We start from the raw sequence: 24,093 nt of genomic DNA on the forward strand, positions 1-24,093 counted from the left end.
AAAATTATGGCAAGTTATCTTCAGACTTTTTATCAGGGATTTCCACTCTATTACGCTGGAAATACAAAAAATACAATCAGACTCGAACCACAAAAACACCATGCAATCCTCTTCAGTTCAACAAAGGTTGCAGAGTGTGTCGCGAAAAATTTGGCCGAAACATATCAGCGAGACGATTTTTCCATTGTGCAACACCATGATTGAAAATTTTGTAACAGCATATTGAAAGGAGATCTTGCGCAAAGCCAAGATGCGGGGTGGGGCATTGTACAAGGGTATTCGTGTACAAGGGTATGAGCGCATTGATGCATGGGGGCGGAAGTATGCCTTGTGCTTGGGGGGAGGCATATGCTGTGCTTGGGGAAGGCAGGAGGGGGCAGAAGGGATGGAAGGGGCAGGTATGGGTAGGTATGGGAAGCCTCTGGGGGAAGTGCTTGGGGGGGGCATTTGCGGGAAGATCTTGCCGGCTGCTGAGGGATTGGCGGTATGGGGAGCAGGATGTTTAAAAGCTTCTCAGTTGTTGGGCAAAGGAGGCGATGGGTTCCAAGGAAGGGTGGCGGGGGTAAGCGTGGGGGGATGAGCATGAGTGGGGGTGTCAGCAGAGCGGGTAAAAGATGCGGGGGTCTTTGAAAGGGCTTGGCATAAGATCAAGAGGGGCGTTTTTATAGGAACGTTAGCACATTGGTTATCTATGCGTTGATGCATGGGGGGCAGGAGGGATGGAGGGGGCAGGTATGGGTAGGTATGGGAAGGGAGGGGAAGCCTCTGGGGGAAGTGCTTGGGGGGCATTTGCGGGAAGATCTTGCCGGCTGCTGAGGGATTGGCGGTATGGGAAGCAGGGTGCTTAAAAGGTTGTAAAAAAATGTAGTAAAGTGTGGGGAGAGGGTGATGCCAATACTTATCGAGTGTGTTCAGGGAACAGAGCAATGGCTACAAGCACGCAATGGCTTGATTACCGCTTCTTTGTTTGAAATGGTGATGGCACGAAAAAAACAGGGACAAAAAACTTCAAGATATCATGCTCTTATGATGAAACTGGCTGGGGAAAGAATCACTGGCAAAATCGTCGATGAGGGAACGACATTTTCTATGCGGCGCGGAACAGAGCTAGAACCAAAGGCGCGACAGCTTTATGGAACACTCACCAACACTCAGCCTGAATGTATTGGATTTGTTCTCGCCGATGATCGTATGAAAGGTTTTTCTCCTGATGCTTTTGTTGGAAAAGAAGGAGTGTTGGAAATTAAAACTAAAAAGCCCGAAATCCTTATCCCGCATTTCTATCAAAAGAGTTTTCCCGAAGAACATAAAGCACAATGTCAGGGAGGATTGTGGATCGCTCAACGGGAATGGGTGGATTTAATGCTCTATTGGCCGGATATGCCGCCTTTGATTAAGCGCGCTTATCGTGATGAAGTTTATATTCGAAAACTTGAAAGTGAAATTGACCGTTTTAATGAGGATTTGCAGATCATGGTACAGCACATTAAGTCTGCTGAGACAGGATTTGGTCTGCGAAGGGAAAATGTCTTTGAAAGAGAGACAAGAAAAAAGCATACACGAGAAAGGGGCACAAGGAGAGGAACGAAGTAAGAGTTTTGTAGAGCGGGATGGAGTGTGTTTGCTGGGGAGGGGTGAGAGTTTGGTGGAGGAGTGGAGTGTGTTTGCGGAGTGGGATGAGAGTTTGGTGGAGGAGTGGAGTGTGTTTGCGGAGTGGGATGAGAGTTTGGTGGAAGGGGGAGTGTGTTTGCGCGGAGGGGGATGAGAGTTTTGTGGAGGCGGATGGAGCGTGTTTGTGCGGAGAGGACAGTGTTGAAGAATTAAAAGATGTGAAAAGATCTCATGATCTCGCAAAGAGAGGATCAAAGGGTGGTGAAAATGGGGTGATGGTAAGAGCGATAGCGTGAGACTATACTTTCGGGGAATGGAAGAGCGCAAAATGGGGAAGAAAATACCGTAAAAAAAATGGGCGGAATGCTGGAGAAAATGGTGCTGCGAGAGAGGATTGAACTCTCGACCTCTCCCTTACCAAGGGAGTGCTCTACCACTGAGCTACCGCAGCCCTTTGCAATCTGTGCGCTGTCTTGTGCCATATTGTCATAAAATAGGCAAGAGAACATTTCTGCATTCTTGAAAGAAAACACTTCTTGTGTCATGACAGAGACTGCTTATACAAAAGCCATAAGTTGCTTTAAAAAACCCATAAAAGGTTGCGTAATGATGATGACACAAAGGGATCAGAAACAACAGGAACTTAATCACAAAGATGAAAAACAAAAACGACGCCAAGAAAGATTAGCTCAACAATTGCGCCAAAACTTAAAGCGCCGAAAAGAGCAAAGTCGAAAAAGAGTACAAACAGAAAATTAAAAAATGTCCTTTATGACTTCTTTGCAACCAAAATCCACTCTGATTCGTTCTAACATTGAGGAATCGTCTTAAAGTTGCCGATTCCATTCTAAAATTATAACAAAAATGACTTCTCAAGGGGGTAAAACCTTTGGAAGGGGAAACACAAAGGGAAAAAGGGAAAACACCTATGGATGCTATTCAAATTGTTGGTGGCAAAAAACTTAAAGGAATTATTCCTATCTCAGGGGCAAAAAATGCTGCTTTGCCTCTTATGATTGCATCGCTGCTGACTGAAGAAACGCTCACTTTAGAAAATATTCCACATCTGGCTGATGTCGAATTGCTTATTCGTATTCTCAATAATCATGGAGTGGGATATGCTGTCGATGGGCAAAAAGTCCACAACGATTGTACAGATGCAAGAACAATCCATTTTACCGCACAACAAATCGTTACAACACGCGCCCCATACGAATTGGTGCAAAAAATGCGCGCAAGCTTTTGGGTGATCGGCCCCTTGCTCGCGCGTTGTGGTGAGGCCTATGTCTCATTGCCTGGGGGATGCGCTATCGGGACAAGACCCGTCGATTTTATCCTTGAGGGGCTTAAAGCTTTAGGAGCCCATATTGCTATCGAAAATGGATACGTTCATGCTAAAGCTCCTCGGGGACTAAAAGGTGCACAATATTGTTTTCCTAAGGTCACTGTTGGTGGAACTCATGTCATGCTGATGGCTGCAACGATGGCTAAGGGAACAACCGTTCTTGATAATGCTGCTTGTGAACCTGAAGTGGCTAATCTTATTCGAACCCTCAATGCTATGGGGGCAAAAATAGTCGGGGAAGGAACTAAAACACTCACAATCGAGGGGGTGAAAAAACTTCATGGGGCTAGAGTCAAGGTCATCCCTGACCGTATTGAAGCTGGAACCTATGCTATGGCGGTGGCTATGACAGGCGGCGATGTCTTGCTCAAAAATGCAAACCCTAACCATCTGACCAAAGTGCTCAAAGTCCTTCAAAAAACCGGACTCGATATTCAAATAAAACCTAAAGGAATTCATGTTAAACGAAATCCACTGCAATCAAAAATAATGCCAGTCGATATCAAAACGGGACCTTATCCCGATTTTCCAACCGATCTCCAAGCGCAATTCATGGCACTGATGACAAGAGCTCAGGGAATCGCGCAAATCACTGAAACAATTTTCGAAAATCGCTTTATGCATGTGCAGGAACTCTCCCGTTTGGGCGCTCAGATCAAACTCGATGGGCAAACAGCAACCGTCTATGGAACAGACCAACTACAAGGGGCGCCCGTGATGGCTACCGATTTGCGCGCCTCCGTCTCTCTTGTGATTGCTGCTCTGGCGGCAAAGGGCGAAACTGTCGTTAACCGTGTCTATCATCTTGATCGCGGCTTTGAGAAGCTGGAGCAAAAATTAGCGCAATGTGGTGCTCTCATTCAACGCGTAACAGCTTGAATTCTCTCCGCATGTTTCTTCTCTTTGCGGAGGTCTTTGCTTTAAGAACCTTGAGCTTAAGAACCAAGGTTTGTTGATTTTTTCAATGGCGGATATGAAAGGGCGGAGGATGTTATGCGTTAACTCGTGTTTCTCATCGTAATTGCGGCTTTGGGAAGCTGGAGCAAAAATGAGCGCAATGGGGTGCTCTCCAACGCGTAACAGCTTGAATTCTCTCCGCATGGTTCCTCTCTTTGCGGGGGCCTTTGCTTTAAGAGCCTTGATCTTAAGAACGAAGGTTTGTTGATTTTTTCAATCAATGGGGGGATGAAAGGGCGGAGGATGTTAGGATTTTGGCGAGCAAGAATAAGAGAGCTTAAAGGCACCTGCCTCTTATAAAAAAACCAACAAAGACTCTTTTCATTTTTATTGCTCATCTCCTGAAATTGTCATGTTTTGCTGTAAGGACACTATAGGGCGGTGAGAAAAGCTAGGGATAAATTGAGAGATCAAGTGCTTTTAAGAGTGTGGTGGTCTTCAGGAGAGGGTTTGGCTAATGGAGCCCTTGAGGAAATCACTCATGAGGGGGTGTGATCAGTAAGCGAAACCAATTGAGAGAGGGCGGTCTGTAAATAGGGCGATACTGCTGGAAAGTTTCGTCCTTTAGAGGGGAAAGAGATCAAAAGTTAAGTCTGATGATTTTGTGCGTCGCCGCGATGATTGAGGGGGGAAACAGAGAGCTCAAATCTAGAAGGGAAAGAAGTATACTCTTTCGTATTTTTAGAATGTCGCATAGGGTGCGAAGTGTTACTCTCTCCAAGGGGCATGGAACGAAAAGCAAAAGGCGTATTCGAGGTCTGTGCTTTTTATTCCCAGAAGATCAATGCAAAAAGCGCGCTCGTACCCGGTGGGGAATAAGGTGCGAGCGAGAAGTAAACAGTTTAACGCTATTTCTAGAGACAAAATGGGCTGCGCAAGAGAGGGAAATTGCTCAAAAAATAAGCAAGGCATCCGTGAGAGAGAACCGTTCAAAAGAGATGAAAGACGAAAAAATTCAAACAGAGAGGTGCAAGGCGCGTTTGCAAAAAATGACTGAGAGACTCGATGCCCCTCTTTGCTTTTTTATACCGATCTCTCAATAAAAATGCCTCATGCTTGTGAGACAATCTGGTCCTTGAGACAATAGTGTGGTGAGGCAATATTATGAGGAGTATTTGCCTCCTGAAAAATTTTATAGAGCTTAAATCTAATAATATTAAGGGAAGTTGGTGGTTTATTTTTTATAAAAGTAAAAAAATTTTAAAGAAGCTCTTGCTTAATAAGAAATTATCCGCTATGAGAGCTCTCAGGGAAGAGGTTTTCATGTTTCCCCGCAGGAATATCCCAATGGGACCTCTTTCTCTTCCTTTTGAAAATCATAAAAGTTTTATCATTAACACGAGTGTGTGCGACGCTGAAATGGAAGCGTGTGTAACGCTGGGACGCAAGTGTGTGCGGCATTGACTGCGTGTTGCAACTGTTTTTACAACTGTTTTTTGTTGGCGCTCGTCTTGTTCCCTTGCGCTGGTATTCTCTTCATTGGTGGGGGCAAATTTGGGGCGGGTTTGAAAAATCTGCTTGCCAAAAAGTGTTGCTAAAAACAGTGGAGCGCAGTGATCAAAGGAAGCGCTGAAAGAGGTTACCAAAAATCTGGAATTTCAGGCTTTAAATGAGGACCAATCCGGACGGCTGAAACCTTTTCTGCTAAGCCCGTGCGGTCTGAAAGTTCAACCGCTAAACCACAAAGAGTGGCTGGGCCTTTTGCGGGTTCATAACGATCCTGCTTCTTCTTATAGAGAAAACGGTGGAGAGGTTCTTCCTTATCCATGCCAAGAGAGGAGTTATAATCACCACACATTCCCGCATCCGTTAAGTATGCACTGCCACCTTCTAGAATTTGTGCATCAGCCGTGGGAATATGCGTATGCGTTCCTGCAATGACGCTTACACGACCATCAAGAAAATGGCCGAAACATTGCTTCTCACTCGTCGTTTCTGCGTGAAAGTCAAAAATAATTGCATCGGCTTGTTCCATCAAAGAGCAAGCACATAAAATCTTTTCAGCCGTTTCAAAGGGATCAATGACCTTGCACGGCATAAAAACACTGCCCAAAAGATTCGCAACAAGAACACGGGCGCCATTCTTAGCCGTAAAAATATCAGAACCCTTGCCTGGAGCTTTTTTCATAAAATTGGCTGGACGTAAAAAACGATCGCTCTCATGCGCATATTGAAAGGTTTCTTGACACGAAAAAGCATGATTGCCCGTTGTGACAACGTCAACACCTACCATTAAAAGATCTTGATAGGTCTCTTGGCTGATCCCAAAACCGTGAGAGGCATTCTCACCATTCACCACCACAAAATCAAGGCACCATCTCTTGATCAGTTGCGGAAGCTGTTCAAAAACAACCCTACAACCTGTCATTCCTACAATATCACCTAAAAACAAAAAACGCATAGGCGTTTTAATCACATTTTAACGCTTGAAGGAACCCTTTTCTGTAAAAATTTCTTGCAACACAAGATCATGCTCAGCATGGGGAATGGATTCAACTTCCTGACATGAAAAGCCTAAACCTAATAATTTAATCTGATGCCCCTGTTTTTCAAGAGCGCAAACCGCGCGATCATAATAGCCCCCTCCATAACCAAGACGGTGACATTGTTTGTCAAATGCGGAAAGGGGAACAATAATCACATTCGGTATAACAACCGCATGGTCTTTACCAGGACCGAATGTGCCAAAGCGCATCGGTTCTAACGCCATGTCTTGTGAAAAGGCACGAAAAACCATCGTGGTTTCGTCAAGAACTGCTGGTAAGGCTAAACGCCCACCACGCAATGCAATGGCTTCTAATAAAGGGCGCGGATCACTTTCCGATTTAATCGGCAAATAACCCGCAAGAATCATGCGTGAAAAATCAGCACCCTTTTCTTCAAGACTCTCAAGAATTAAAGAACAGGCACGCTGCGAAAAAACAGTCCGCTCTTTTGGCGCAAGAGCATCACGCTTTGATAAGCCCATTTTGCGTAGCGCGCTGCGAAATTGTGAAGCAGACTCCCGCCCTTTTGTCTCCATTGGTCTCTCTACCCCATTGCCTTAGAAAGGCTTCTTCCCTTATGAAAGCCCATTGCTTTATATAAGCCCATTTCTTTATGAAAGATTTTATGTCTATCGTCTTGTAACAGAATAAAGCCCTAGCCTATAAAACATGCGCAAATTTCTTGAAAAAAGTATCATAATCCGCTTCATCTCTAAAAAGAGGTGATCCGCAACAGCCGATGGAAAAAGTTGACCCCGGGAACCTAAATAAATAGGTGGGCGCCATATGAAAAAGCCCACGGGCCTTCTCAGGGACAGCTCCCTTGGAGATCAATAAGGTCTCAGGAATACGTTATTTCCTGTCGAGAAGTGCAGAACACCCTCTCTTACTATAAAACAGTTTTCAATTTTCAGCTAGAGATAAAATCATCTCAATGCAATCTCTTTAGAGTTGTCCTCAATAAGCTGTTGTTTGGTCGGGGTGGTGGATGACAAAAATCTCTCGCCTGAGGGTTTCTGAGAGCTAGAGCCATCTTGCTTCTAGAAGTTCACAAATTCAAAAAATACCTTTTCAAAAAATGCCCTGTCAATTGCGGGGTTCAAGCTCTAGAGCAGGGGTTAAGATCACGCATGCTTAAAGGTGAGCAGGGTTTAAGGGGCGGGAGGGTAAGTTTGTCACATCGAGGGATGGTAATCCATCTGTATTCCGTAACGCTTTAATGTCAGTGCGGTAAAGGGCAATTGGCAATGTTCTCATCGTGATCGCGGCATTTTCAGAGGGAAGTTTTAAAGGGGGGAAGTTTTAAAGGAGTGGGGCAGTTTGGCTTGGTTAAGTTTAAAGAGGTTGTGCGGTTTGTTCGTCTAACAGGACCTCAAGGCGCTTTTGAAGCTGCTGCATTTGGGGATAATATTCAAGGGCTTTTTCATCAGTCTTGAGAGCAAGTTTGGGACGTTGCGTTGCTTCCATGGTTCTTCCCAAGCTCAAAAAAACCTATGTAATTGCGGGGTTCAAGCTCTAGAGCGTGGTTAAGGTTACGGAGGCTTAAAGGTGAGTAGGGTTTAAGGGGCGGGAGGGTAAGTTTGTCACATCGAGGGATGGTAATCCATCTGTATTCCGTAACGCTTGAGGGGCAGTGCGGTAAAGGGCAATTGGCAATGTTCTTATCGTGATCGCGGCATTTTCAGAGGGAAGTTTTAAAGGGGGGAAGTTTTAAAGGAGTGGGGCAGTTTGGCTTGGTTAAGTTTAAAGAGGTTGTGCGGTTTGTTCGTCTAACAGGACCTCAAGGCGTTTTTGAAGCTGCTGCATTTGCGGATAATATTCAAGGGCTTTTTCATAGGCTTTGAGAGCAAGTTTGGGACGTTGCGTTGCTTCCATGGTAACTCCAAGCTCAAAAAAACCTATGTAATTGCGGGGTTCAAGCTCTAGAGCGTGGTTCAGGTCAAGCATGGCAAGTTTAAAGTCACTCAGTTGAATATGAATCCACGCGCGTCTTATCCAAGCTGCAGCGTAAGTAGGCTCAAGCACTAGGGCATTGTCAATGTAATCAAGAGCAAGACCATAATTGTCAGCATTGATCGCATTTTCAGCCCATGACATCAAAAGGTCAAGGGTCTCACTGCCCGATTGTGACCATAAACGTTGAAGCTGACCGCTTATCTTTTTGGCTTCTTGAATATTCGCACAAAATTTTAATTCTTTCAGAAGACGTGAAACTTCTGCCTCTTTGCGCTGCTTTGCTCTGTCAACAGAGGAAGGGGCATTGACAAAATCTTCTAAAATCATCGCAGATGTATTAGAATCAGAGGGGGCTGGTGCTGAGGGGGAATCACTGGGGATCAATTCATCTAATGGCAAAAACAATTGGGGCGAGGGATGATCTTCAGGAAGTGAAGGAGGTTTCTGCCCATAGCTAGCAGGAATGAAACAAAAAATGCTGAAAACAACAAAAAGAGAATGTGCAAAAGAATGCAAAAAATTACGCCGAAAAAAACAAAAGAAACCTAATGGCAAAGCTCTAAAAAAAATAAAAAAACACATCAAGACAACTTCTCTAAAGAGAAAAGCGTACCGCAACTGAGATGCAAACCGGAATAATCTCACAATTAGTTCTTGAGAAAAAAATATTTTTTGAGAGATATAAAGCTTTAATGCCCGCAAAAAGCAGGCACAAAAACTCTCAACCCTGACGGGCTCTAAAACGCGGGTTTGTTTTATTGAGGATATAAACACGACCTTTACGGCGCACCAAACGATTGTTACGGTGGCGCTCCTTCAATGCTTTAAGCGAATTTTTAATTTTCATGATACTCACCGTCTCACATTCATGTAACGCAATACCATAATGAACCACTCTTTCGACACTTTATGCGCTCCTAACAGAATTGAATTCCATTAGACTCTTGGTAGACTCTACCAAATGACTTCTCATAGTATGTCATACTATCGTGATTGCACTATAACACTTAATTATACACTTTTCTATCGTGATCACAAAATAAAAACGCACCCCATCGGGACGCATCCATCTTCTTATAAACACAATAAATAAGCGAAAATTGCAAAAAAACTGCGCTCCTTCTAACAAAAAGTCTTCTTCTTGTCAAGTATGGATCTCTTATAAATTTCCTCTTAAGGTGAGGAGAGGGAAAGATGCACTGTCTTTGCAAGAAGGGCATGCGGGGGTTGTTTGCGGGGTGAGGCATGTGGGGGAACTGTTCGCTGGTATGGCGCGGGGCGTCCATGGTGTTTGAGAATAAGGAGGGTGGCAAAAAAGGCATGCTCTTCAAAAAGAGGAGATGGACGAGATTTGAAAACAATGCTGCAAACAATAAAGGCTGCGGTGCTTGGGCAAGCTTTAACATTTGTGGTTTTGTAAGGAAGGGGGGTGAGAGGGCGTTGGGGGAGAGGGCATGGAGGGTATGGAGGGTATGGAGGGTATGGAGGGTATGGAGGGTATGGGAAGAGAGTGGTGAGAAGGGGAAGTGTTTGGCAAATGTTCTTTTAAGCGTGGTGGGCAAGAGCCGAGATGATTAGGGGGTGTCCATGGGGTGAGAGAAGCGTTGTGGTGCTATGAAGGGGCAAGCTTTAACATTTGTGGTTTTGTAAGGAAAGAGCTCGAGAGGGCGTTGGGGGAGAGGGCATGGAGGGTATGGGAAGAGAGTGGTGAGAAGGGGAAGTGTTTGGCAAATGTTCTTTTAAGCGTGGTGGGCAAGAGCCGTGATGATTAGGGGGTGTGTCCATGGGGTGAGAGAAGCGTTGTGGTGCTATGAAGGGGCAAGCTTTAACATTTGTGGTTTTGTAAGGAAGGAGCTCGAGAGGGCGTTGGGGAAGAGAATGGTGAGAGAAAGGGGAGGTGTTTTGCAACTGTTCTCTTAAGGGTGGTGGGCAAGAGCTGTGACTGTCAGGAGGGGGCATGGGGTGAGAGGGCGTTGGGGAAGAGGGCATGGAGGGCATGGGAAGTGGGCACTGAAGGACAGGGGGGTGAGAAAATGTTGCTAAAGCGTCTGGTGGCTTCTTCCTTTGCTTCCCTTTGCTTTGTTCTTGTGTGTAGAATCTTGTTGAGAGAGTACTTTTAAAATTTGGTGGCTGGTCCTGTTAATTGGATAACATGCCCCATTTTGCGAAGCGGTTGTACAGTGCTTTTGCCATATAAATGAACCGATGTGTGTTCTTGTCTGAGAAAATATTCAACTTCATGGAGATTGTTGCCAAGAAGATTGGTCATTTTACAATTGCTATGGCGGTATGTACTGCCTAGGGGAAGTCCACAAATAGCACGGATATGCTGTTCAAACTGCGATGTTACACACGCTTTTTGTGTCCAGTGTCCAGAGTTATGAACACGAGGCGCCAATTCATTCACTAAGAGACTGCCATCTATGAGAACAAAAAATTCAATGCATAAAACCCCAACATAATTTAAAGCATCCATCACTGTCACACTTATTTCTTGGGCCGCTTTTTGGACGCTAAGCGGAATGCACGAGGGGGCAAATGATGTGTGAAGGATACCGTTTTTGTGCTGATTTTCAGAGCAATCATAAAAAACATGTTCCCCTTTGCTGGTGCGGGCCGAAATAACCGAAATTTCTGTTAAAAAAGGAACAATTTCTTCCAAAATCGATGGATGCCCCTGAAAAGCCTTTAAAGTTTCCTCAAGCGCTTGTTTTTCGGGATGATCGAGCATTATTTGATTCTTCCCATCATAGCCAAAACGGCGCGTCTTCAAAAGACCACGCCCCTTTAATACCGAAAGGCCGGAAAGGAGAGAAGAAAAATCATCGACAGCATACCAAGACGCTGTAGAGATGTTTTGCTCGCGCAAAAATTGCTTCTCAAAAAGACGATCTTGCGTAATCTCTAACGCTTTCGAAGAGGGATAAACACTTTTGCCTTGCTCTACATATTGAACCATTTGAAGCGAAAGATTTTCAAATTCATAAGTCACGAGATCACACAGAGAAATAAAATGATCTAAGGCTGAAGTATCATCATAGGATGCAATAATATGGTCATTCGCTGTTTGGGCAGCCGGACAATCCGCTTCAGGGCAAAAAACAACCGTTCGAAAGCCTAATTCTGCTGCTGCTATCGCTAACATGCGTGCTAATTGCCCTCCGCCTATTAAACCAATAACCCTTTTCGAAGGTGATCGTGGGAAGGCGCGAGATGCGTTGGGTGTGGGGGATGCGTTGGGTGAGAGAGAGAATTGGGTCATTTTAAACCTCAGTGATTGGGGTTTGCGCGACATTGGCTGTTTGTTGCTGGCGCCAATCTTGCAACCGCTTTGCTAGCTTGTCATCGTAAACTGCCATAACTGCTGCCGCTAAAAGTGCTGCGTTAATAGCACCTGCTTTGCCAATCGCTAAGGTGCCAACAGGGATACCAGCTGGCATTTGCACAATGGAAAGCAATGAATCTTGACCAGATAAAGAGTGTGAATGGACTGGTACGCCAAAAACAGGAAGAGGTGTCAGTGATGCTAACATACCAGGAAGATGCGCTGCCCCTCCCGCTCCGGCTATCAAAATTTTAAAACCCGATGCTTTGGCTCCTTTCGCAAACTGATAAAGGCGTTCAGGAGTGCGGTGGGCTGAGACAATCTGCGAAATATGAGAAATATCAAGACAGGTCAAAATATCCGCACTATGACGCATTGTTTGCCAATCCGATTGACTGCCCATTAAAATCGCTACATCATAGGATTTGTTCGTCATTGATTATCCTCTCTCTAAGAGCATGCTCTCTTTGAAGTGTTCTCTGTCATTCTTTTTACTCTTCTTTTAAGAGTTTTACAGGCTCTTTGCAAAGTTAATTGATAAGAGAACAACAGTTTTTTCAACTCTGCTTTAAGCGCGCATACAGATCTCATAAAGAAAGCTTGATAAAATGGTGAGAGATCTTTCCTTCTCTCTAAATAGTGTTTTCCGTAGAAGTCTTTTTAGAAAAATAAATCTTTATAAAAGATAGGGTGCCCCGGTAAAAAACTCAAGGTGAGAAATGGAAGATAAAAAACGGTAGGTAAAAAGCAATCGCGTTGGCTTGCTCCCAAGAACCGAAGGAATTTGCTCGCGCTCGTGAGAGGGCAAATCTCTGCGGTTTGCAATGTTTCAATTGAGACGCAATGTTGAAAAACTGAAGTTAAAGTGAAGATTTTCTTCCCTCCTGTCCTCTCCTTGAGGGATGTTGGTTTCAAGAGCAGCGGTGCTCCATTGGCTTTGGTCAAATAATAATGTGGATAAGAGAAAAGTCTTTACTCTTTTGGCTTGCAGTCTCTTGGCGTGAAAAGCAGTTCTTTCAAAAGAGCCGTTGCCTCTTGCGGGGGCGGCGGGTGAGAAGAGAGAGGATAAAATTCTCGAAAAATCCCCTTCTTCTAAGTTTCTCAAGGGTTTGGCTGCTTAAAGAGTGTGGACCTTCTTTAAGGGACTCGAAAAAGAGTAATGTAAAATATTGCTGCTTAAAAAAGAAATCTTTATGGCAAAAATACGTTAAAAATAAAACAGATTCCTTGTAAAAAACAAATATAAAAAGCAAAAGTTTCAGCACAGAAAGCTTACTTGCTCGTTTAAATGATTCTTTATTGACAATAGTGCTGGGAAAAAATAAAGAGCCCTTCTATTCTTGGGAATTAAAGGGATCAACGTAAGAAAATCGTTTTGTTGAACTTTACTGTTGATACTCTACATACTCCTTTGCTTTCTCTACTCTTGCTGAAGATAAGAAAAGAGGAGGGTGAGTTGTGTATAATAAATTCATGGTCTCTTTTTTGCCCAATTTTATAATATTTTATGCATTAAAAATAAGAAAGGAGATTTTAAAACCATGTTTGTTCCATTTTTAATCGCTTTGGGTGCAGCAGTGACTACTGTGTGTGGCAAAAAAAACGTTAGTTATGTCTTGTGGGCTCTTTTGTTACTTGTCATTCTTCTCACTTTTAATCACCACGCAACTTCTACTTTAAACTTGTCTTTTTGAGAGAATAATCATGGAAAATGTTGAAAGAAAAAATCCTCATTTCATCATCTTTATGAATACATTAGGACTTATTGGTTTATCCATCGTCTTGGTCGTAGCCTTTTATTATCAACTGGTAAAATTCGAGTTACCTTGTCCACTTTGTCTGTTGCAACGCGTCGGGTTGATGCTGGCCGGATGTGGATTCTTGCTCAATATTCATTATAAGATCAAACATACTCATTATGGAATGGTTATTCTTGGGTGTATGGTGACCAGTATCGTAGCTGTCAGACAAGTGCTCTTGCATATTACACCAGATGATCTTGGATATGGTTCAACGTTCTTTGGATTGCATTTCTATACGTGGGCACTCATTATCTCGCTTCTTTGTATTCTTGCCGTTTCTATCTTCATGATTCTAGGCGAATTGGCACATAAAATTAAAACATTCGCTCCTTTACCAATTTTGAGCCAAACAGCAAGCTTCTTATTTATATTCTTAATTGCGGCAAATTTGATTTCGACAATCCTTGAATGTGGTAGTGGTCAATGTGCTGATGATCCCGTAAGGTACGAGTTGCTCTCAAGCTGGTCCTCTAATGCCCCTTAAAGATTTTCAGAGAGATATCTTAAGCCTTACTTAAAGAGATGGTCATGGAAAAAGGTCCGTCTCTTTGTTTATGCTTCCTTTGCAAAAAAATGCGCGAGAGAAACCTTCTTTACAATCTTGATCTTTGTAAAACAAATCAATGCCTTCTTGCTCTGTCTCCTTGAGCCAATCTTAAATCTTGCCCTTTAACGAAAATTTTTTTCTTGTACTTTTTTAATTCTATGCTACTATAGGTTGTAGTTTAATGTTCACTCTAGTGCTTCAGGGGTAGTGTTAACGCTTCAGGGGTGCTTGTTTAAATCAGAAAAAAATTCTGGCAAGAATAATTTTCTGCGAGAGGTTCGTTTGTTATGAACGGACCTCTCTTTTATTTGTTCTTCGCTCATTCCGCAGCATGGTGTCCCCTCACACTGTCTTGGGGATTTATCTATGTTGGGAGCTTATTGGTGCGTTTATACTTCAGAACGGGTTTGTAAAATGAGAAAAAATACATCCTGCTTCCATTGGATTGTTGCAATTTGCCTCTTACAATTTTAGGGGGAAGGCCTTTGTTGCTGAAAGAGATAAGGATTGTAACTGTAATTCTACAGAAAAAACAGGAAGAATTGGATCTCTTGGCTGTTTTGAAAATTGTGGTTTTAGGGGCAAAACAAGACCACACAAAAACAGCTTGTAAAGGGTAAGACGTTAGGGGCAATTTATTTTTATCTTGTATGCTGTGAGCGTGATTATGGGAAGAGAGTAGGGGAAAAACTCTCTTTTGTGGGCGATTCTGTTCTAAGCTCATCTCAACTCCTGTTGTCGGTGGGGCCCCCTAGGGGCGACGTATGAGAGCTTAAGAAGCTTCTCTCAATGATCGTGTGCGTGTGGGATGTCCGTTCAATGTGTGAGAGTGCTCAAAGAAAGTTGTGGCTGTTTGGTTGGGATGGATCAACTTTTTATTCGTTGGTTGGAGCCAAGACAAAAAAGCCTGAGTAAATTCAAAAATAAAAGTTGACAGATGTGTTGCTCTGAAAAATCAATCATGGGTAAAAATCCTTTGTTGAAAGGATTGTCGTTTAAGAAGAGTGTTAAAGATTTGATGTTTTCTGTAAAAATGTAAAAATGTAAAAGCGTGAAAACGTGAAAGAGCAAAGAGAGAAGCTTTGTAAAGCATGGGCTTTTGTAAACGCAATAACAGAGGGAAGAAGACAGGAGAGAGTTATAGAGGGGAGAGCTCTGTTAGGGAAACAAAAAGGCGCAAAGAGGAAAAATAAACGGGGCTGTAAACAGATGCGTGAGGAAGCCTTCGAACCTGTTCATCAGAAGAAGGACTGAGTATAGAGAGAATGAGTTGGAGAGAAGACGAAAAAATCCGCTAAAAGAGTTTGGAGAAAATGCGAGACACTCCTTGTGTGTCCTTGTTCTCAAAAGAAGAGGTTAACAGAGAGGCGAAAGCTTTTGAAACAAAGAACAAACAGAGAGGAATTGCTTTTTAAGTGTTTCTCAACAGGGGTAAGTTTAAAAGAATTAAAAATATTATCTGTCAATTTATCCTATTGGCGTGCCCCTTGTCTTCCTTCCTTCAAGGAAAGAAAGGAATGCGATAAAGAAAATGAATTTTTAGAAAAAATGCTGACTGGAAATCTCTATAAAAGAGCAGTGCGGGAATTGATTTTTTAAGGATTGCAAAACGCCAGAGAGAAATAGATTGTCATTTTATCAAAATGATTGATGACACACCCCTTTAATGAAAAAACCTTTCCTTTTGTGTTGAATTCTTGTTCACAAAACCAACAAAATAAGCTATGAACGCTGAAAAATATTACGTAATCTTAGAAAAAATAGCATATAATTTTAAATATATATACTGTAAAGGAAATGATTATTTATGTCAAAAGAAGAAGTTTTAGAATTTTCTGGTATCGTAACGGAACTCTTGCCCAATGCAATGTTTCGCGTGAAACTGGAAAATGATCATGAAATTATTGCCCATACTGCCGGAAGAATGCGCAAAAATCGTATTCGTGTGTTAGCCGGTGATAAAATTATGGTCGAAATGACCCCCTATGATTTGACAAAAGGGCGTATTACATATCGCTATAAGTAAGCGATCGGTGGTTTGCATTTTCTGTGAAAATGGCGTTCTTAATCATTTCTAAAAGACCTTTGATGTTTTGTCAAAAGTGACAATCAAAAAAGACAACAGATTAAACTGTTCTTAAAGAATGCATGAAACCATTGAAATATATCAATGGCGTCAAAAGGAGTGGGGTATGACGTCAATTTATCCTTGAGGGGCAAAAATGCAAAATTTAACCAAAACCTTCTTGGGAAAAGCACGGGTAAAAAAAAATCTTTCTCAAGAAATACAGTTGGTGCTCGCTTCTGCTTCACCACGCCGCTTGGCGCTCTTGGCACAAATCGGTCTTGATCCTCATTATGTGCATGCAACAAATATTGATGAGACACCAAAATTAAAAGAACATCCCGCAAATCTCGCTAAACGTTTGGCAAGGGAAAAAGCCCTTAAAGCACAACAAACACTCCTTTGGGGGAAAAAAAACAATAAAACAAATTTATCAGCAGAGAAAAAAGCAGAGTTGTTAGCCGAAAAAACCATGATTTTAGCGGCTGATACTGTCGTGGCCGTGGGAAATGTTATTTTGCCTAAACCAGATAGTGAAGACGAGGCTTATGAATGTTTACGCTACCTTTCGGGGCGCTCTCACAAGGTCTATGGCGGGATTTGTGCCCTCAATGAAAGCGGGAAAATAGCCGTCAAATTGGTTGAAACCCGTGTCCGCTTTAAACGGTTAACGGCCCCCATGATGAGGGCTTATCTTGCTTCTGGGGAATGGCAAGGAAAGGCGGGTGGATACGCTATTCAAGGAAAGGGCGGGGCTTTTGTCGTTAATATCCTTGGATCTTATTCTAATGTGGTCGGCTTGCCATTGGCTGAAACAATGGATCTTTTGTTGGCTTATCGTTATCCAGTTCTGGAAAATTGGAGAGGAGAAATTTGCTAAAAACTGCACAAAGGGGAAAAGCCAAAATGGAAAAAACGAGGCAGAGAACTCTAAAAGCCAATAAAAAATCAGCAGAAAAATCAAAAAAATAAAACAGTGAAAAATCAAGCAAAATGCCCGAAAAAACAACAAAAATACAAAAAACATCAAAAAAGATAAATTTAAGGCAAAGATCATCTTCTCTTCGTCCTGCGCACCCTTGTCCAATTTGTGGGCAAATGGCACAACAAAATGCTTATCCTTTCTGTTCAACACGATGTCGAGCTATAGATCTTAATCGATGGCTTTCTGGGGCTTATATCTTGCCTGCGCCAACGCAAATGAGTGATGATGAAGCTTAAAAAGCTGTTTTAAAATGTTGAAAATGTGATTGAGAGTGTGGGAAAAGGGTGCAAACAGACAAGAGAAGAAGACTGTTCTTTAAAAAATGAGGTATTTGTGCTGAGGGGGAAGACAACGATGTGCTCAAAATGTTTGAAATGCTTGTCTTGAGGGATATGGGCTTTTGAGAACCGTGAAGAGTAAGAATTCGAGTCCTAAAGAAAATGGGCACTTTAACTTTATGGTCATGGGGGGGATAAAGATGGTGAGAGAAGTTGGATGTTTGAAAAAACAAAAGACTTTTTAAAATTAAGCTATTCTTTTATTCAGAATAAAAATTAGATCTGAAAAATCATGAGAAAAGTTAAAAAACAGCCGCAAAGAGGGAACAAACTATTCCTTACGCTCATTTTTTTTAATGAAGGTGAGGAATGTTTCTTCATAAAAAGAAATGGGTTAATTCGTTTTCATAATCTTCCAAGTTTTTCCATCAGACATATACATAATTTTTTGGCCTGTGGTGATTTTTCGTATCTCATGGTGGGTATGAATTGAGGTACTCAAGACTGCTATATTATCTACGAAGATTGATTTCCACATAAAGGAGCTAGGGGATGGAAAAAAGATATTGGGTGCCCAAGCGCCATTTTTTAAACGAATGACAATAAGATCTTCTTTTTTCAATTTATCCGAAATGGTCTGTGCTGAGAGATCTTTCCCGTTGGCAATGGTGATCCCTCGTGCTCCTGGTGAGGCTAATCCCTTAAGATCGCTTATACTATTCATGCACGTGCTGCCCTTACATGCTATTTGGACGACATAAGGATCTTTACAGGGGCCTTTAGCTGAGGCATTCAGAAGTGCTTGGTATGTATAATCAGCTATAGGGCTGAAAAAGGTGGAACTTTGCGGGCTTAATACATAACAGGAAGTAAGATGCCTTTTCCAACGAGAATGGTCTTCAACAAAACTTGAAGATTTATGGAGTTTGCCAAATGATTCTGGAACTTCAATAACACCAACGGTCGTTTCTTTATCGGTTATAAGGTCGATTATTGTTGCTGTAACAAGATTGCCCTTCTTGGAAACATCTAATTGATAGCGACGCCCTATTTGCCACGGAAATGCAATTTCACAGCGTACTCCGGAGCCCTTATGGGTAAAATGTTTACATTGATCATTCTTCCATCCCGTTGCATTCCAGATAGAAAAGTGAACGGTACGGGATCCTCTGTTGAATAAACCAATATAGCCACTCTTGCCGTTTTGAAATTGAAATTGGTTCCCCCAAAAATAGATGGACTGAGGTCCACCATCGTAAGTGATTTGTTGAAAAAAAGAAAATGTATCGAATGATCTATTGTGAGGCCATTCGTGCTCCATCGTAACAACTTTGTCGGCAAAAACAGCGTAACTTGGTTTGCTTATGAGAAAAAAGAAAAGAATGAATAATGTCTTTTTTACACGATAATTCATACTTAATCTCCTTGATTACAAGAAAGATAGTATTTTCATAAATATTAAAAAATATAATCGATGTTTTGTTAAGAAAAAAGAGAAAAATAACTTTATCTTCAATATAAACTGTATAGCCTAAAATACTAATTGTTTACAATAAAAATCCTATTTATACGATTCTTTCTGTTGTTAAAATTTAAATTTTTAAGAGTGGAACGTGAAGGGGAAAGTTCGGTGGAGGCAAAGAGAAAGTACCCATTTTCTTGAAAAATGATATCGTGTTTCTCTCCCTTCTTGTTGTTCGTTATGGGGCTTATAAAAACCAGATTCGTTTTAACATTACGGTTCTTCTTCATGTGGTATCATTTGTGATGCGGAGGAGGATTTGTTTGATCCTTTTAAGAGGACTCTTTTATGGAAGGCTGAGGGGAATAAAAGGGCGGTGGTGGGGTAAGATTAAGGAAAAAATAAACTGGAAAAAATCAAAAATAAAACAGGAATAAAATTAAGAAATACCCGAAAAAACAACAAAAATACAGAAAAGATTAAAAAAAACAACGTGAACGCAAAGGGTATTTTCTCTTCGTCCTCGCGTATCCTTGTTGTCCAATTCGTGGTCAAATGGCACAACAAAATGCCTCCCTTTTTTGTTCAATACGATGCGGAGCCATCGATCTTAATCGCTGGATTTCCGGTGCTTATATTTTGCCTTCGCTAACGCAAGTCACTGATGAGGAAGACGTGAAAATGAGAGGCGCAAAAATACTAAAATTGTGCTTTTAAAAGCAGAAAGAAGGAGAAGTCCAAATCAGTGGAGAGAAATTCGAAAAAAAATTTCAGAAGAAAATGTGAGAAAGAAGACAAAGGGGCGGCTTGAAGAGGCAAAGACTATTGGAGAAAAGCAAGCCTTAGTGGGGGGGGAGTTGTCAAAAATCAATCCTTTCAAATCGAGAGCGTATGAAGCTTTTGCTTTGACGAGCAAAAATAGGGTCGAAGCTGGAAAAAATTTGACTGTTTGAGGTCGAAAAAAGCTGAATGCCTTAGCAAAGAGTTTTTGCAAGCTAAGGCATTCTGTTCCCTCGCATAAAGAAAAAGAATGAGAGGGGGAAAGTAATTGGAAAAGAGAAAAACAAAAGCATTGAGAAAAATAACGCCTAGAAAATCAAGTTTACGCCTTTTTTCTCGTGCTTTTAAAGTGGCGGATTCAGGATTCTTTATCCTTAAGGAAGAATCCTAGAGAAAAAAATCACTTAGTATGTTTGTATCATTTTCCATTTTTTACCATCAGATCTATACATAACTTGCCGCCCTTGGGCTATCTTTTGTGTGTCGTTATCGATATCAAGGAAAGTGTGAGACGTTGCTTGATTGTCTACAAAAATTAATTTCTTCTTTAATGGACCAGCCGGCGGGAAAAAGATCTTTGGGGCCCACTGATCGTCTTGGAGGCGAATAGCAATAAGCTCCTCTTCCTTTAAGGCATTAAAAAGAGTTTGTGCCGAAAGATCTTTCTTATTGGCAATAATCAGTTTTGGAGCCGTGGGCGATGGGACTCCACCAAGATCATTGATATTATTGATGCAACCATGCTTATTGCAAAATGTTTGAACAACATAAGGGTCATTACAGTTTTCCTGAGGAGAGGCTTTTAACGCTGCTTTGATTGTGTTGTTGCCGATCGGGTTCAGAAAAATGGAACTTTGCGCATCTAACGTAAAACACGACTGGTTCCCTTTTTTTCTATGAGAATGATTTTTGATAAAACTTGAAGATTTATGAAATTTGCCAAATGTAGTGGGAATGGCAATGATACCGATCATGGTGGTTTTTTTCGTGATAAGGTCGGTCATTGTTGCTGTAACAAGATTTCTAGATTTGGAAACATCAAGTTGATAACGATGCCCTATTTTCCATGGTAAGGAAACTGTGCAGCGCACTCTTGGACTCTTTTTGGTAATATGCTTACATTTGCCATCTTTCCATCCTAAGGCATTCTCGATAGAAAAGTGAAGGGTATGGATGTCCTTTTTAAAGAAACCAATATATCCATTTTTGCCATTTTGAAACTGAAATTGGTTGCCCCAAAAATAGATCGAACGGGGATCACCACCGTAAGTGATTTGTTGAAAAAAAGAGAGCTTATCAAAAAGGACATTTTTAGGCCATGTGTGCTCCATCGTAACAATCTCACTGGAAGAAAGCGCAAAACTTGGTGCACTGATCAGAAGAAATAAAAATATTAAGAGCACTTTTTTTCCATTACGCTGCATCTTTAACCTCTTTGTGGCTAATCTAGTTACGTCAATCCATAAACATATCTTCAATATTTTGTTAAGACACAAAATGATAAATACCCTTCTTTTTTACGCGAGAAGAGGAGGGGCTAAAGCGGGGTTTTTTAAGGGGCGTTTGTCGGCTCTGCGTGAGCGTTAAGATTGAAACTCTAAGGCGTGCGCTATTAAGGGGTGCTTTGATGTGGGGTGTTTTATGAAAAATTACTGGGTTTGTTGAAAAATGACAGCAGCTTTCTGTTTTGCCTCTTGCTATGGCACTTGTGAGAACCCATATTCATTTTAATACAACAACGCTTCTTCATGCTGCCGCGTTCGTTGTGTTTTACAGGGGTTGATTCGTCCTTGTGGGGTGGGTTGGCGCGTAAAGTGCGGTGGTGGTCTAAAGTAAGGGAAAAAAATGAATTTGGAAAAATATAGCGAACGGTTACAGGGGTTTGTGCAAACAGCGCAACAGAACGCTCTTTCTTCTGATCATCAACAGTTTCTGCCGGAACATTTCCTTAAAGTGTTGTTAGACGACCCGCAAGGATTGGCTGCTTCCCTCATTCAAAGAGCCGGTGGGGATCTTTCCCTCATTCAAAAGACACTCAAAGAATCGTTGGAGGCTTTGCCAAAAGTTCAAGGGGGAAATGGGCAATTGTATTTGTCGCAACCATTGGCAAAGGTTTTCGCTATGGCGGAAGAGGTTGCGCAAAAAGCCGGCGATCAGTTTGTCACCGTGGAGCGTATGCTGCAAGCGCTTCTCATGGAAAAAGCTGCAAAAACTGCCGATATTTTAACAAAGGGCGGGCTAACGCCTCAAGCCCTTAATCAAGTCATCAATGATTTGCGTAAGGGAAAGACGGCAACAAGCCCCCATGCTGAAAGTCAATATGAGGCTTTGAAAAAATATGCCCGCGATTTGACAAAAGATGCAAGCGAAGGAAAATTGGATCCTGTCATTGGTCGAGAAGAAGAAATTCGCCGTACCATTCAGGTGCTTTCTCGTCGGACCAAGAATAATCCCGTGCTGATCGGTGAGCCTGGTGTGGGAAAAACCGCTATCGTTGAAGGTTTGGCTTTGCGCATTGTCAATGGCGATGTGCCGGAAACTTTGCGCGATAAGCAACTCTATGCGCTCGATATGGGGGCGCTTATCGCTGGGGCAAAATATCGCGGCGAATTTGAAGAACGCCTCAAAGCCGTGCTGGCTGAGGTGCAAGCCGAAAATGGACAGATCATTCTGTTTATTGATGAACTGCATAATCTCGTTGGAGCTGGAAAATCTGATGGTCCTATGGATGCTTCTAACTTGCTTAAACCCGCTCTTGCGCGTGGTGAACTCCATTGTGTGGGCGCAACAACACTTGATGAATATCGCAAATATGTTGAAAAAGATGCCGCTCTTGCCCGCCGCTTCCAGCCCGTCTTTGTGCCTGAGCCAAATCTTGAAGATACGATCTCTATTTTGCGCGGTATTAAAGAAAAATACGAACAACATCACAAAGTGCGCTTGGCCGATAGTGCTTTGGTTGCTGCGGCAAGGTTATCTAACCGTTATATTACCGATCGCTTCTTGCCTGATAAAGCTATCGATCTTATTGATGAAGCCGCCGCACGCTTGCGCATGCAGGTCGATTCAAAACCTGAAGAACTCGATGCTCTTGATCGGCGTATTTTACAGTTGAAAATTGAACGTGAAGCTTTGAAAACAGATGTCGAGCCAACGGCAAAAACACGTTTGCAAGCCGTGCAGGACGAACTCAAAATCTTGGAACAGCAGTCTGCTGAAATGACAACCGCTTGGCAAGCTGAAAAACAAAAATTAGGGCATGCCGCCGATTTGAAAAAACAATTGGAAGAAGCACGCAATGCTTTGGCTATTGCTCAGCGTGATGGACAATTTCAACGCGCTGGAGAATTAGCTTATAGCGTTATTCCTCAGCTCGAAAAACAATTGAGTATGGCCGAAAATGATGATCAACAAAATCATCTGGTCGAAGAAACCGTCACTGCTGAACATATCGCGCGGATTGTTTCACGCTGGACAGGAATTCCCGTTGATCGGATGCTCGAAGCTGAACGGGAAGCATTGTTGCGCATGGAAGACGAAATTAGTACCCGCGTGGTGGGACAGGGGGAAGCTGTGCAAGCTATCGCCCGTGCTGTCCGGCGCGCACGCGCAGGGTTGCAAGATCCCAATCGCCCTCTTGGTTCCTTTATGTTCCTTGGACCTACCGGTGTGGGGAAAACCGAATTAACCAAAGCACTTGCTGCTTTTCTTTTCCAAGATGCTAATGCAATGTTGCGCATTGATATGTCTGAATATATGGAAAAGCATGCTGGAGCACGCTTGATTGGCGCACCGCCCGGATATGTCGGATATGAAGAAGGAGGCGTGCTTACCGAAGCCGTACGCAGAAGACCTTATCAGGTCATTCTCTTTGATGAGATTGAAAAAGCGCATCCCGATATTTTTAATCTCTTGCTCCAAGTCTTGGATGAGGGGCGCTTGACCGATAGCCAAGGACGAACAGTGGATTTTCGCAATACCTTGTTGATTATGACCTCAAATCTTGGTGCTGAGTTTTTAACCGCTTTGCCTGAAGGACAATCAACCGATCAGGCGAAAAATGATGTCATGAATGTGGTAAAAGCTGCTTTCCGTCCTGAATTTCTTAACCGTATTGATGAGATTATTCTCTTTCAGAGATTGCAACGCCACGATATGGAAGCAATCGTTGATATTCAGATGCAACATTTGCAAAAGTTACTTGATGAGCGCAAAATAACCTTGCAGATCGATCCAGAAGTGCGAAAATTCCTCGCCAATAAAGGCTATGATCCCCTCTATGGTGCGCGTCCTCTCAAACGCATTATCCAAAAAGAAATACAAGATCCGCTTGCAGAAAATATCTTATTTGGAAAAATTCACGATGAATCAACCGTGAAAATTGTCAAGCAAGGGGACCAGTTGACTTTTTTGCCTGAGGGTTGAAAATATTCTCATAAGAGAATGTTCCTGTTAGGGTGTTCCTGTTAGGGTGTTCCTGTTAGGGTGTTCCTG

At 42.4% G+C, this 24,093-nt stretch carries 25 protein-coding genes, 1 tRNA gene, 1 other RNA gene and 1 pseudogene; 16 read left to right on the forward strand and 12 right to left on the reverse strand.

The window, feature by feature from the left end; translation table 11 throughout:
- The first annotated feature begins 6 nt into the window (after positions 1-6).
- From AC0QT4_RS07245 to AC0QT4_RS07265, 5 genes are all read left to right on the forward strand, one after another.
- Positions 7-204: a hypothetical protein gene (locus AC0QT4_RS07245; protein WP_473201043.1), complete on the forward strand. Its 198-nt coding sequence runs from the start codon at positions 7-9 to the stop codon at positions 202-204.
- A 31-nt stretch (positions 205-235) separates the two neighbouring features.
- Entirely contained in the window at positions 236-580 is a 345-nt protein-coding gene (locus AC0QT4_RS07250; RefSeq protein WP_473201044.1) for a hypothetical protein, read from the forward strand.
- A gap of 101 nt (positions 581-681) precedes the next feature.
- On the forward strand, positions 682-816 hold the full coding sequence (locus tag AC0QT4_RS07255) for a hypothetical protein (RefSeq protein WP_473201045.1): 135 nt from the start codon (positions 682-684) through the stop codon (positions 814-816).
- A gap of 72 nt (positions 817-888) precedes the next feature.
- On the forward strand, positions 889-1,593 hold the full coding sequence (locus AC0QT4_RS07260; RefSeq protein ID WP_473201046.1) for a lambda exonuclease family protein: 705 nt from the start codon (positions 889-891) through the stop codon (positions 1,591-1,593).
- A 107-nt stretch (positions 1,594-1,700) separates the two neighbouring features.
- Positions 1,701-1,907, forward strand: coding sequence for a hypothetical protein (locus tag AC0QT4_RS07265; RefSeq protein ID WP_473201047.1), 207 nt, complete (start codon positions 1,701-1,703; stop codon positions 1,905-1,907).
- Positions 1,908-1,987: 80 nt separating this feature from the next.
- Here the strand turns inward: AC0QT4_RS07265 and AC0QT4_RS07270 are convergent.
- Positions 1,988-2,062, reverse strand: a tRNA-Thr gene (locus AC0QT4_RS07270).
- 155 nt (positions 2,063-2,217) lie between these two features.
- Here AC0QT4_RS07270 and AC0QT4_RS07275 point away from each other — a divergent pair.
- Positions 2,218-2,370 (forward strand): hypothetical protein, encoded by a 153-nt coding sequence (locus AC0QT4_RS07275; RefSeq protein WP_473201067.1) that lies wholly within the window; start codon positions 2,218-2,220, stop codon positions 2,368-2,370.
- A gap of 169 nt (positions 2,371-2,539) precedes the next feature.
- Positions 2,540-3,835 (forward strand): UDP-N-acetylglucosamine 1-carboxyvinyltransferase, encoded by a 1,296-nt coding sequence (murA, locus tag AC0QT4_RS07280; RefSeq protein ID WP_473201048.1) that lies wholly within the window; start codon positions 2,540-2,542, stop codon positions 3,833-3,835.
- A gap of 1,394 nt (positions 3,836-5,229) precedes the next feature.
- Here the strand turns inward: murA and AC0QT4_RS07285 are convergent.
- The 7 genes and pseudogenes from AC0QT4_RS07285 to ykgO all read right to left on the reverse strand — a co-directional run bounded on the left by AC0QT4_RS07285 (position 5,230) and on the right by ykgO (position 9,202).
- Positions 5,230-5,499 (reverse strand): hypothetical protein, encoded by a 270-nt coding sequence (locus tag AC0QT4_RS07285; protein WP_473201049.1) that lies wholly within the window; start codon positions 5,497-5,499, stop codon positions 5,230-5,232.
- Complete coding sequence (locus AC0QT4_RS07290) at positions 5,493-6,314, reverse strand: TIGR00282 family metallophosphoesterase (RefSeq protein ID WP_473201065.1); 822 nt, start codon at positions 6,312-6,314, stop codon at positions 5,493-5,495. Before AC0QT4_RS07290 ends, AC0QT4_RS07285 begins: the two co-directional genes overlap by 7 nt.
- Before the next feature lie 18 nt (positions 6,315-6,332).
- Positions 6,333-6,935, reverse strand: a complete 603-nt coding sequence (locus AC0QT4_RS07295; protein WP_473201050.1) for a 5-formyltetrahydrofolate cyclo-ligase — start codon at positions 6,933-6,935, stop codon at positions 6,333-6,335.
- A gap of 184 nt (positions 6,936-7,119) precedes the next feature.
- A non-coding RNA gene (gene ssrS, locus AC0QT4_RS07300) (6S RNA) lies at positions 7,120-7,280 on the reverse strand.
- Between the two features lie 454 nt (positions 7,281-7,734).
- Positions 7,735-7,945: pseudogene (locus AC0QT4_RS07305) on the reverse strand (hypothetical protein); the annotation flags it as partial.
- Between the two features lie 197 nt (positions 7,946-8,142).
- Complete coding sequence (locus AC0QT4_RS07310; RefSeq protein ID WP_473201051.1) at positions 8,143-8,937, reverse strand: tetratricopeptide repeat protein; 795 nt, start codon at positions 8,935-8,937, stop codon at positions 8,143-8,145.
- A gap of 139 nt (positions 8,938-9,076) precedes the next feature.
- Positions 9,077-9,202, reverse strand: a complete 126-nt coding sequence (ykgO, locus tag AC0QT4_RS07315) for a type B 50S ribosomal protein L36 (protein ID WP_004863016.1) — start codon at positions 9,200-9,202, stop codon at positions 9,077-9,079.
- A 437-nt stretch (positions 9,203-9,639) separates the two neighbouring features.
- Here ykgO and AC0QT4_RS07320 point away from each other — a divergent pair, with 437 nt between their 5' ends.
- On the forward strand, positions 9,640-9,933 hold the full coding sequence (locus tag AC0QT4_RS07320) for a hypothetical protein (protein WP_473201052.1): 294 nt from the start codon (positions 9,640-9,642) through the stop codon (positions 9,931-9,933).
- Positions 9,934-10,471: 538 nt separating this feature from the next.
- Here the strand turns inward: AC0QT4_RS07320 and AC0QT4_RS07325 are convergent.
- Entirely contained in the window at positions 10,472-11,617 is a 1,146-nt protein-coding gene (locus tag AC0QT4_RS07325; protein ID WP_473201053.1) for a 5-(carboxyamino)imidazole ribonucleotide synthase, read from the reverse strand.
- 1 nt (position 11,618) lies between these two features.
- Positions 11,619-12,116 carry a 5-(carboxyamino)imidazole ribonucleotide mutase gene (gene purE / locus AC0QT4_RS07330; RefSeq protein ID WP_473201054.1) on the reverse strand — a complete coding sequence of 166 codons (498 nt, stop codon included), beginning with the start codon at positions 12,114-12,116 and terminating at the stop codon, positions 11,619-11,621.
- A 1,105-nt stretch (positions 12,117-13,221) separates the two neighbouring features.
- Here purE and AC0QT4_RS07335 point away from each other — a divergent pair.
- The 5 genes from AC0QT4_RS07335 to yacG (AC0QT4_RS07355) all read left to right on the forward strand — a co-directional run bounded on the left by AC0QT4_RS07335 (position 13,222) and on the right by yacG (AC0QT4_RS07355) (position 17,315).
- Positions 13,222-13,374, forward strand: coding sequence for a DUF5993 family protein (locus tag AC0QT4_RS07335; protein WP_473201055.1), 153 nt, complete (start codon positions 13,222-13,224; stop codon positions 13,372-13,374).
- A gap of 10 nt (positions 13,375-13,384) precedes the next feature.
- The gene (locus tag AC0QT4_RS07340) at positions 13,385-13,966 is read left to right on the forward strand and encodes a disulfide bond formation protein B (protein ID WP_473201056.1); all 582 of its coding nucleotides are present in this window, start codon (positions 13,385-13,387) and stop codon (positions 13,964-13,966) included.
- Between the two features lie 1,870 nt (positions 13,967-15,836).
- Positions 15,837-16,055 carry a translation initiation factor IF-1 gene (gene infA / locus AC0QT4_RS07345; RefSeq protein WP_004857577.1) on the forward strand — a complete coding sequence of 73 codons (219 nt, stop codon included), beginning with the start codon at positions 15,837-15,839 and terminating at the stop codon, positions 16,053-16,055.
- 196 nt (positions 16,056-16,251) lie between these two features.
- A complete protein-coding gene (locus AC0QT4_RS07350) occupies positions 16,252-16,974 on the forward strand; it encodes a Maf family nucleotide pyrophosphatase (protein WP_473201057.1) in 723 nt (240 codons plus the stop codon).
- Positions 16,975-17,087: 113 nt separating this feature from the next.
- A complete protein-coding gene (yacG, locus tag AC0QT4_RS07355; RefSeq protein ID WP_473201058.1) occupies positions 17,088-17,315 on the forward strand; it encodes a DNA gyrase inhibitor YacG in 228 nt (75 codons plus the stop codon).
- Positions 17,316-17,751: 436 nt separating this feature from the next.
- Here the strand turns inward: yacG (AC0QT4_RS07355) and AC0QT4_RS07360 are convergent, their stop codons facing one another.
- Complete coding sequence (locus AC0QT4_RS07360) at positions 17,752-18,771, reverse strand: DUF3472 domain-containing protein (protein WP_473201059.1); 1,020 nt, start codon at positions 18,769-18,771, stop codon at positions 17,752-17,754.
- A gap of 591 nt (positions 18,772-19,362) precedes the next feature.
- On the opposite strand from AC0QT4_RS07360, the gene yacG (AC0QT4_RS07365) reads away from it, so the two are divergent.
- Positions 19,363-19,536 (forward strand): DNA gyrase inhibitor YacG, encoded by a 174-nt coding sequence (yacG, locus tag AC0QT4_RS07365; protein ID WP_473201066.1) that lies wholly within the window; start codon positions 19,363-19,365, stop codon positions 19,534-19,536.
- A 65-nt stretch (positions 19,537-19,601) separates the two neighbouring features.
- Complete coding sequence (locus AC0QT4_RS07370; protein WP_473201060.1) at positions 19,602-19,772, forward strand: hypothetical protein; 171 nt, start codon at positions 19,602-19,604, stop codon at positions 19,770-19,772.
- A gap of 231 nt (positions 19,773-20,003) precedes the next feature.
- Here the strand turns inward: AC0QT4_RS07370 and AC0QT4_RS07375 are convergent, their stop codons facing one another.
- The gene (locus tag AC0QT4_RS07375; RefSeq protein ID WP_473201061.1) at positions 20,004-21,023 is read right to left on the reverse strand and encodes a DUF3472 domain-containing protein; all 1,020 of its coding nucleotides are present in this window, start codon (positions 21,021-21,023) and stop codon (positions 20,004-20,006) included.
- 421 nt (positions 21,024-21,444) lie between these two features.
- On the opposite strand from AC0QT4_RS07375, the gene clpB reads away from it, so the two are divergent.
- Positions 21,445-24,024 carry an ATP-dependent chaperone ClpB gene (clpB, locus tag AC0QT4_RS07380; RefSeq protein WP_473201062.1) on the forward strand — a complete coding sequence of 860 codons (2,580 nt, stop codon included), beginning with the start codon at positions 21,445-21,447 and terminating at the stop codon, positions 24,022-24,024.
- Positions 24,025-24,093: the final 69 nt, after the last annotated feature.

The sequence above is a fragment of the Bartonella sp. EBT8 genome, assembly GCF_055796165.1.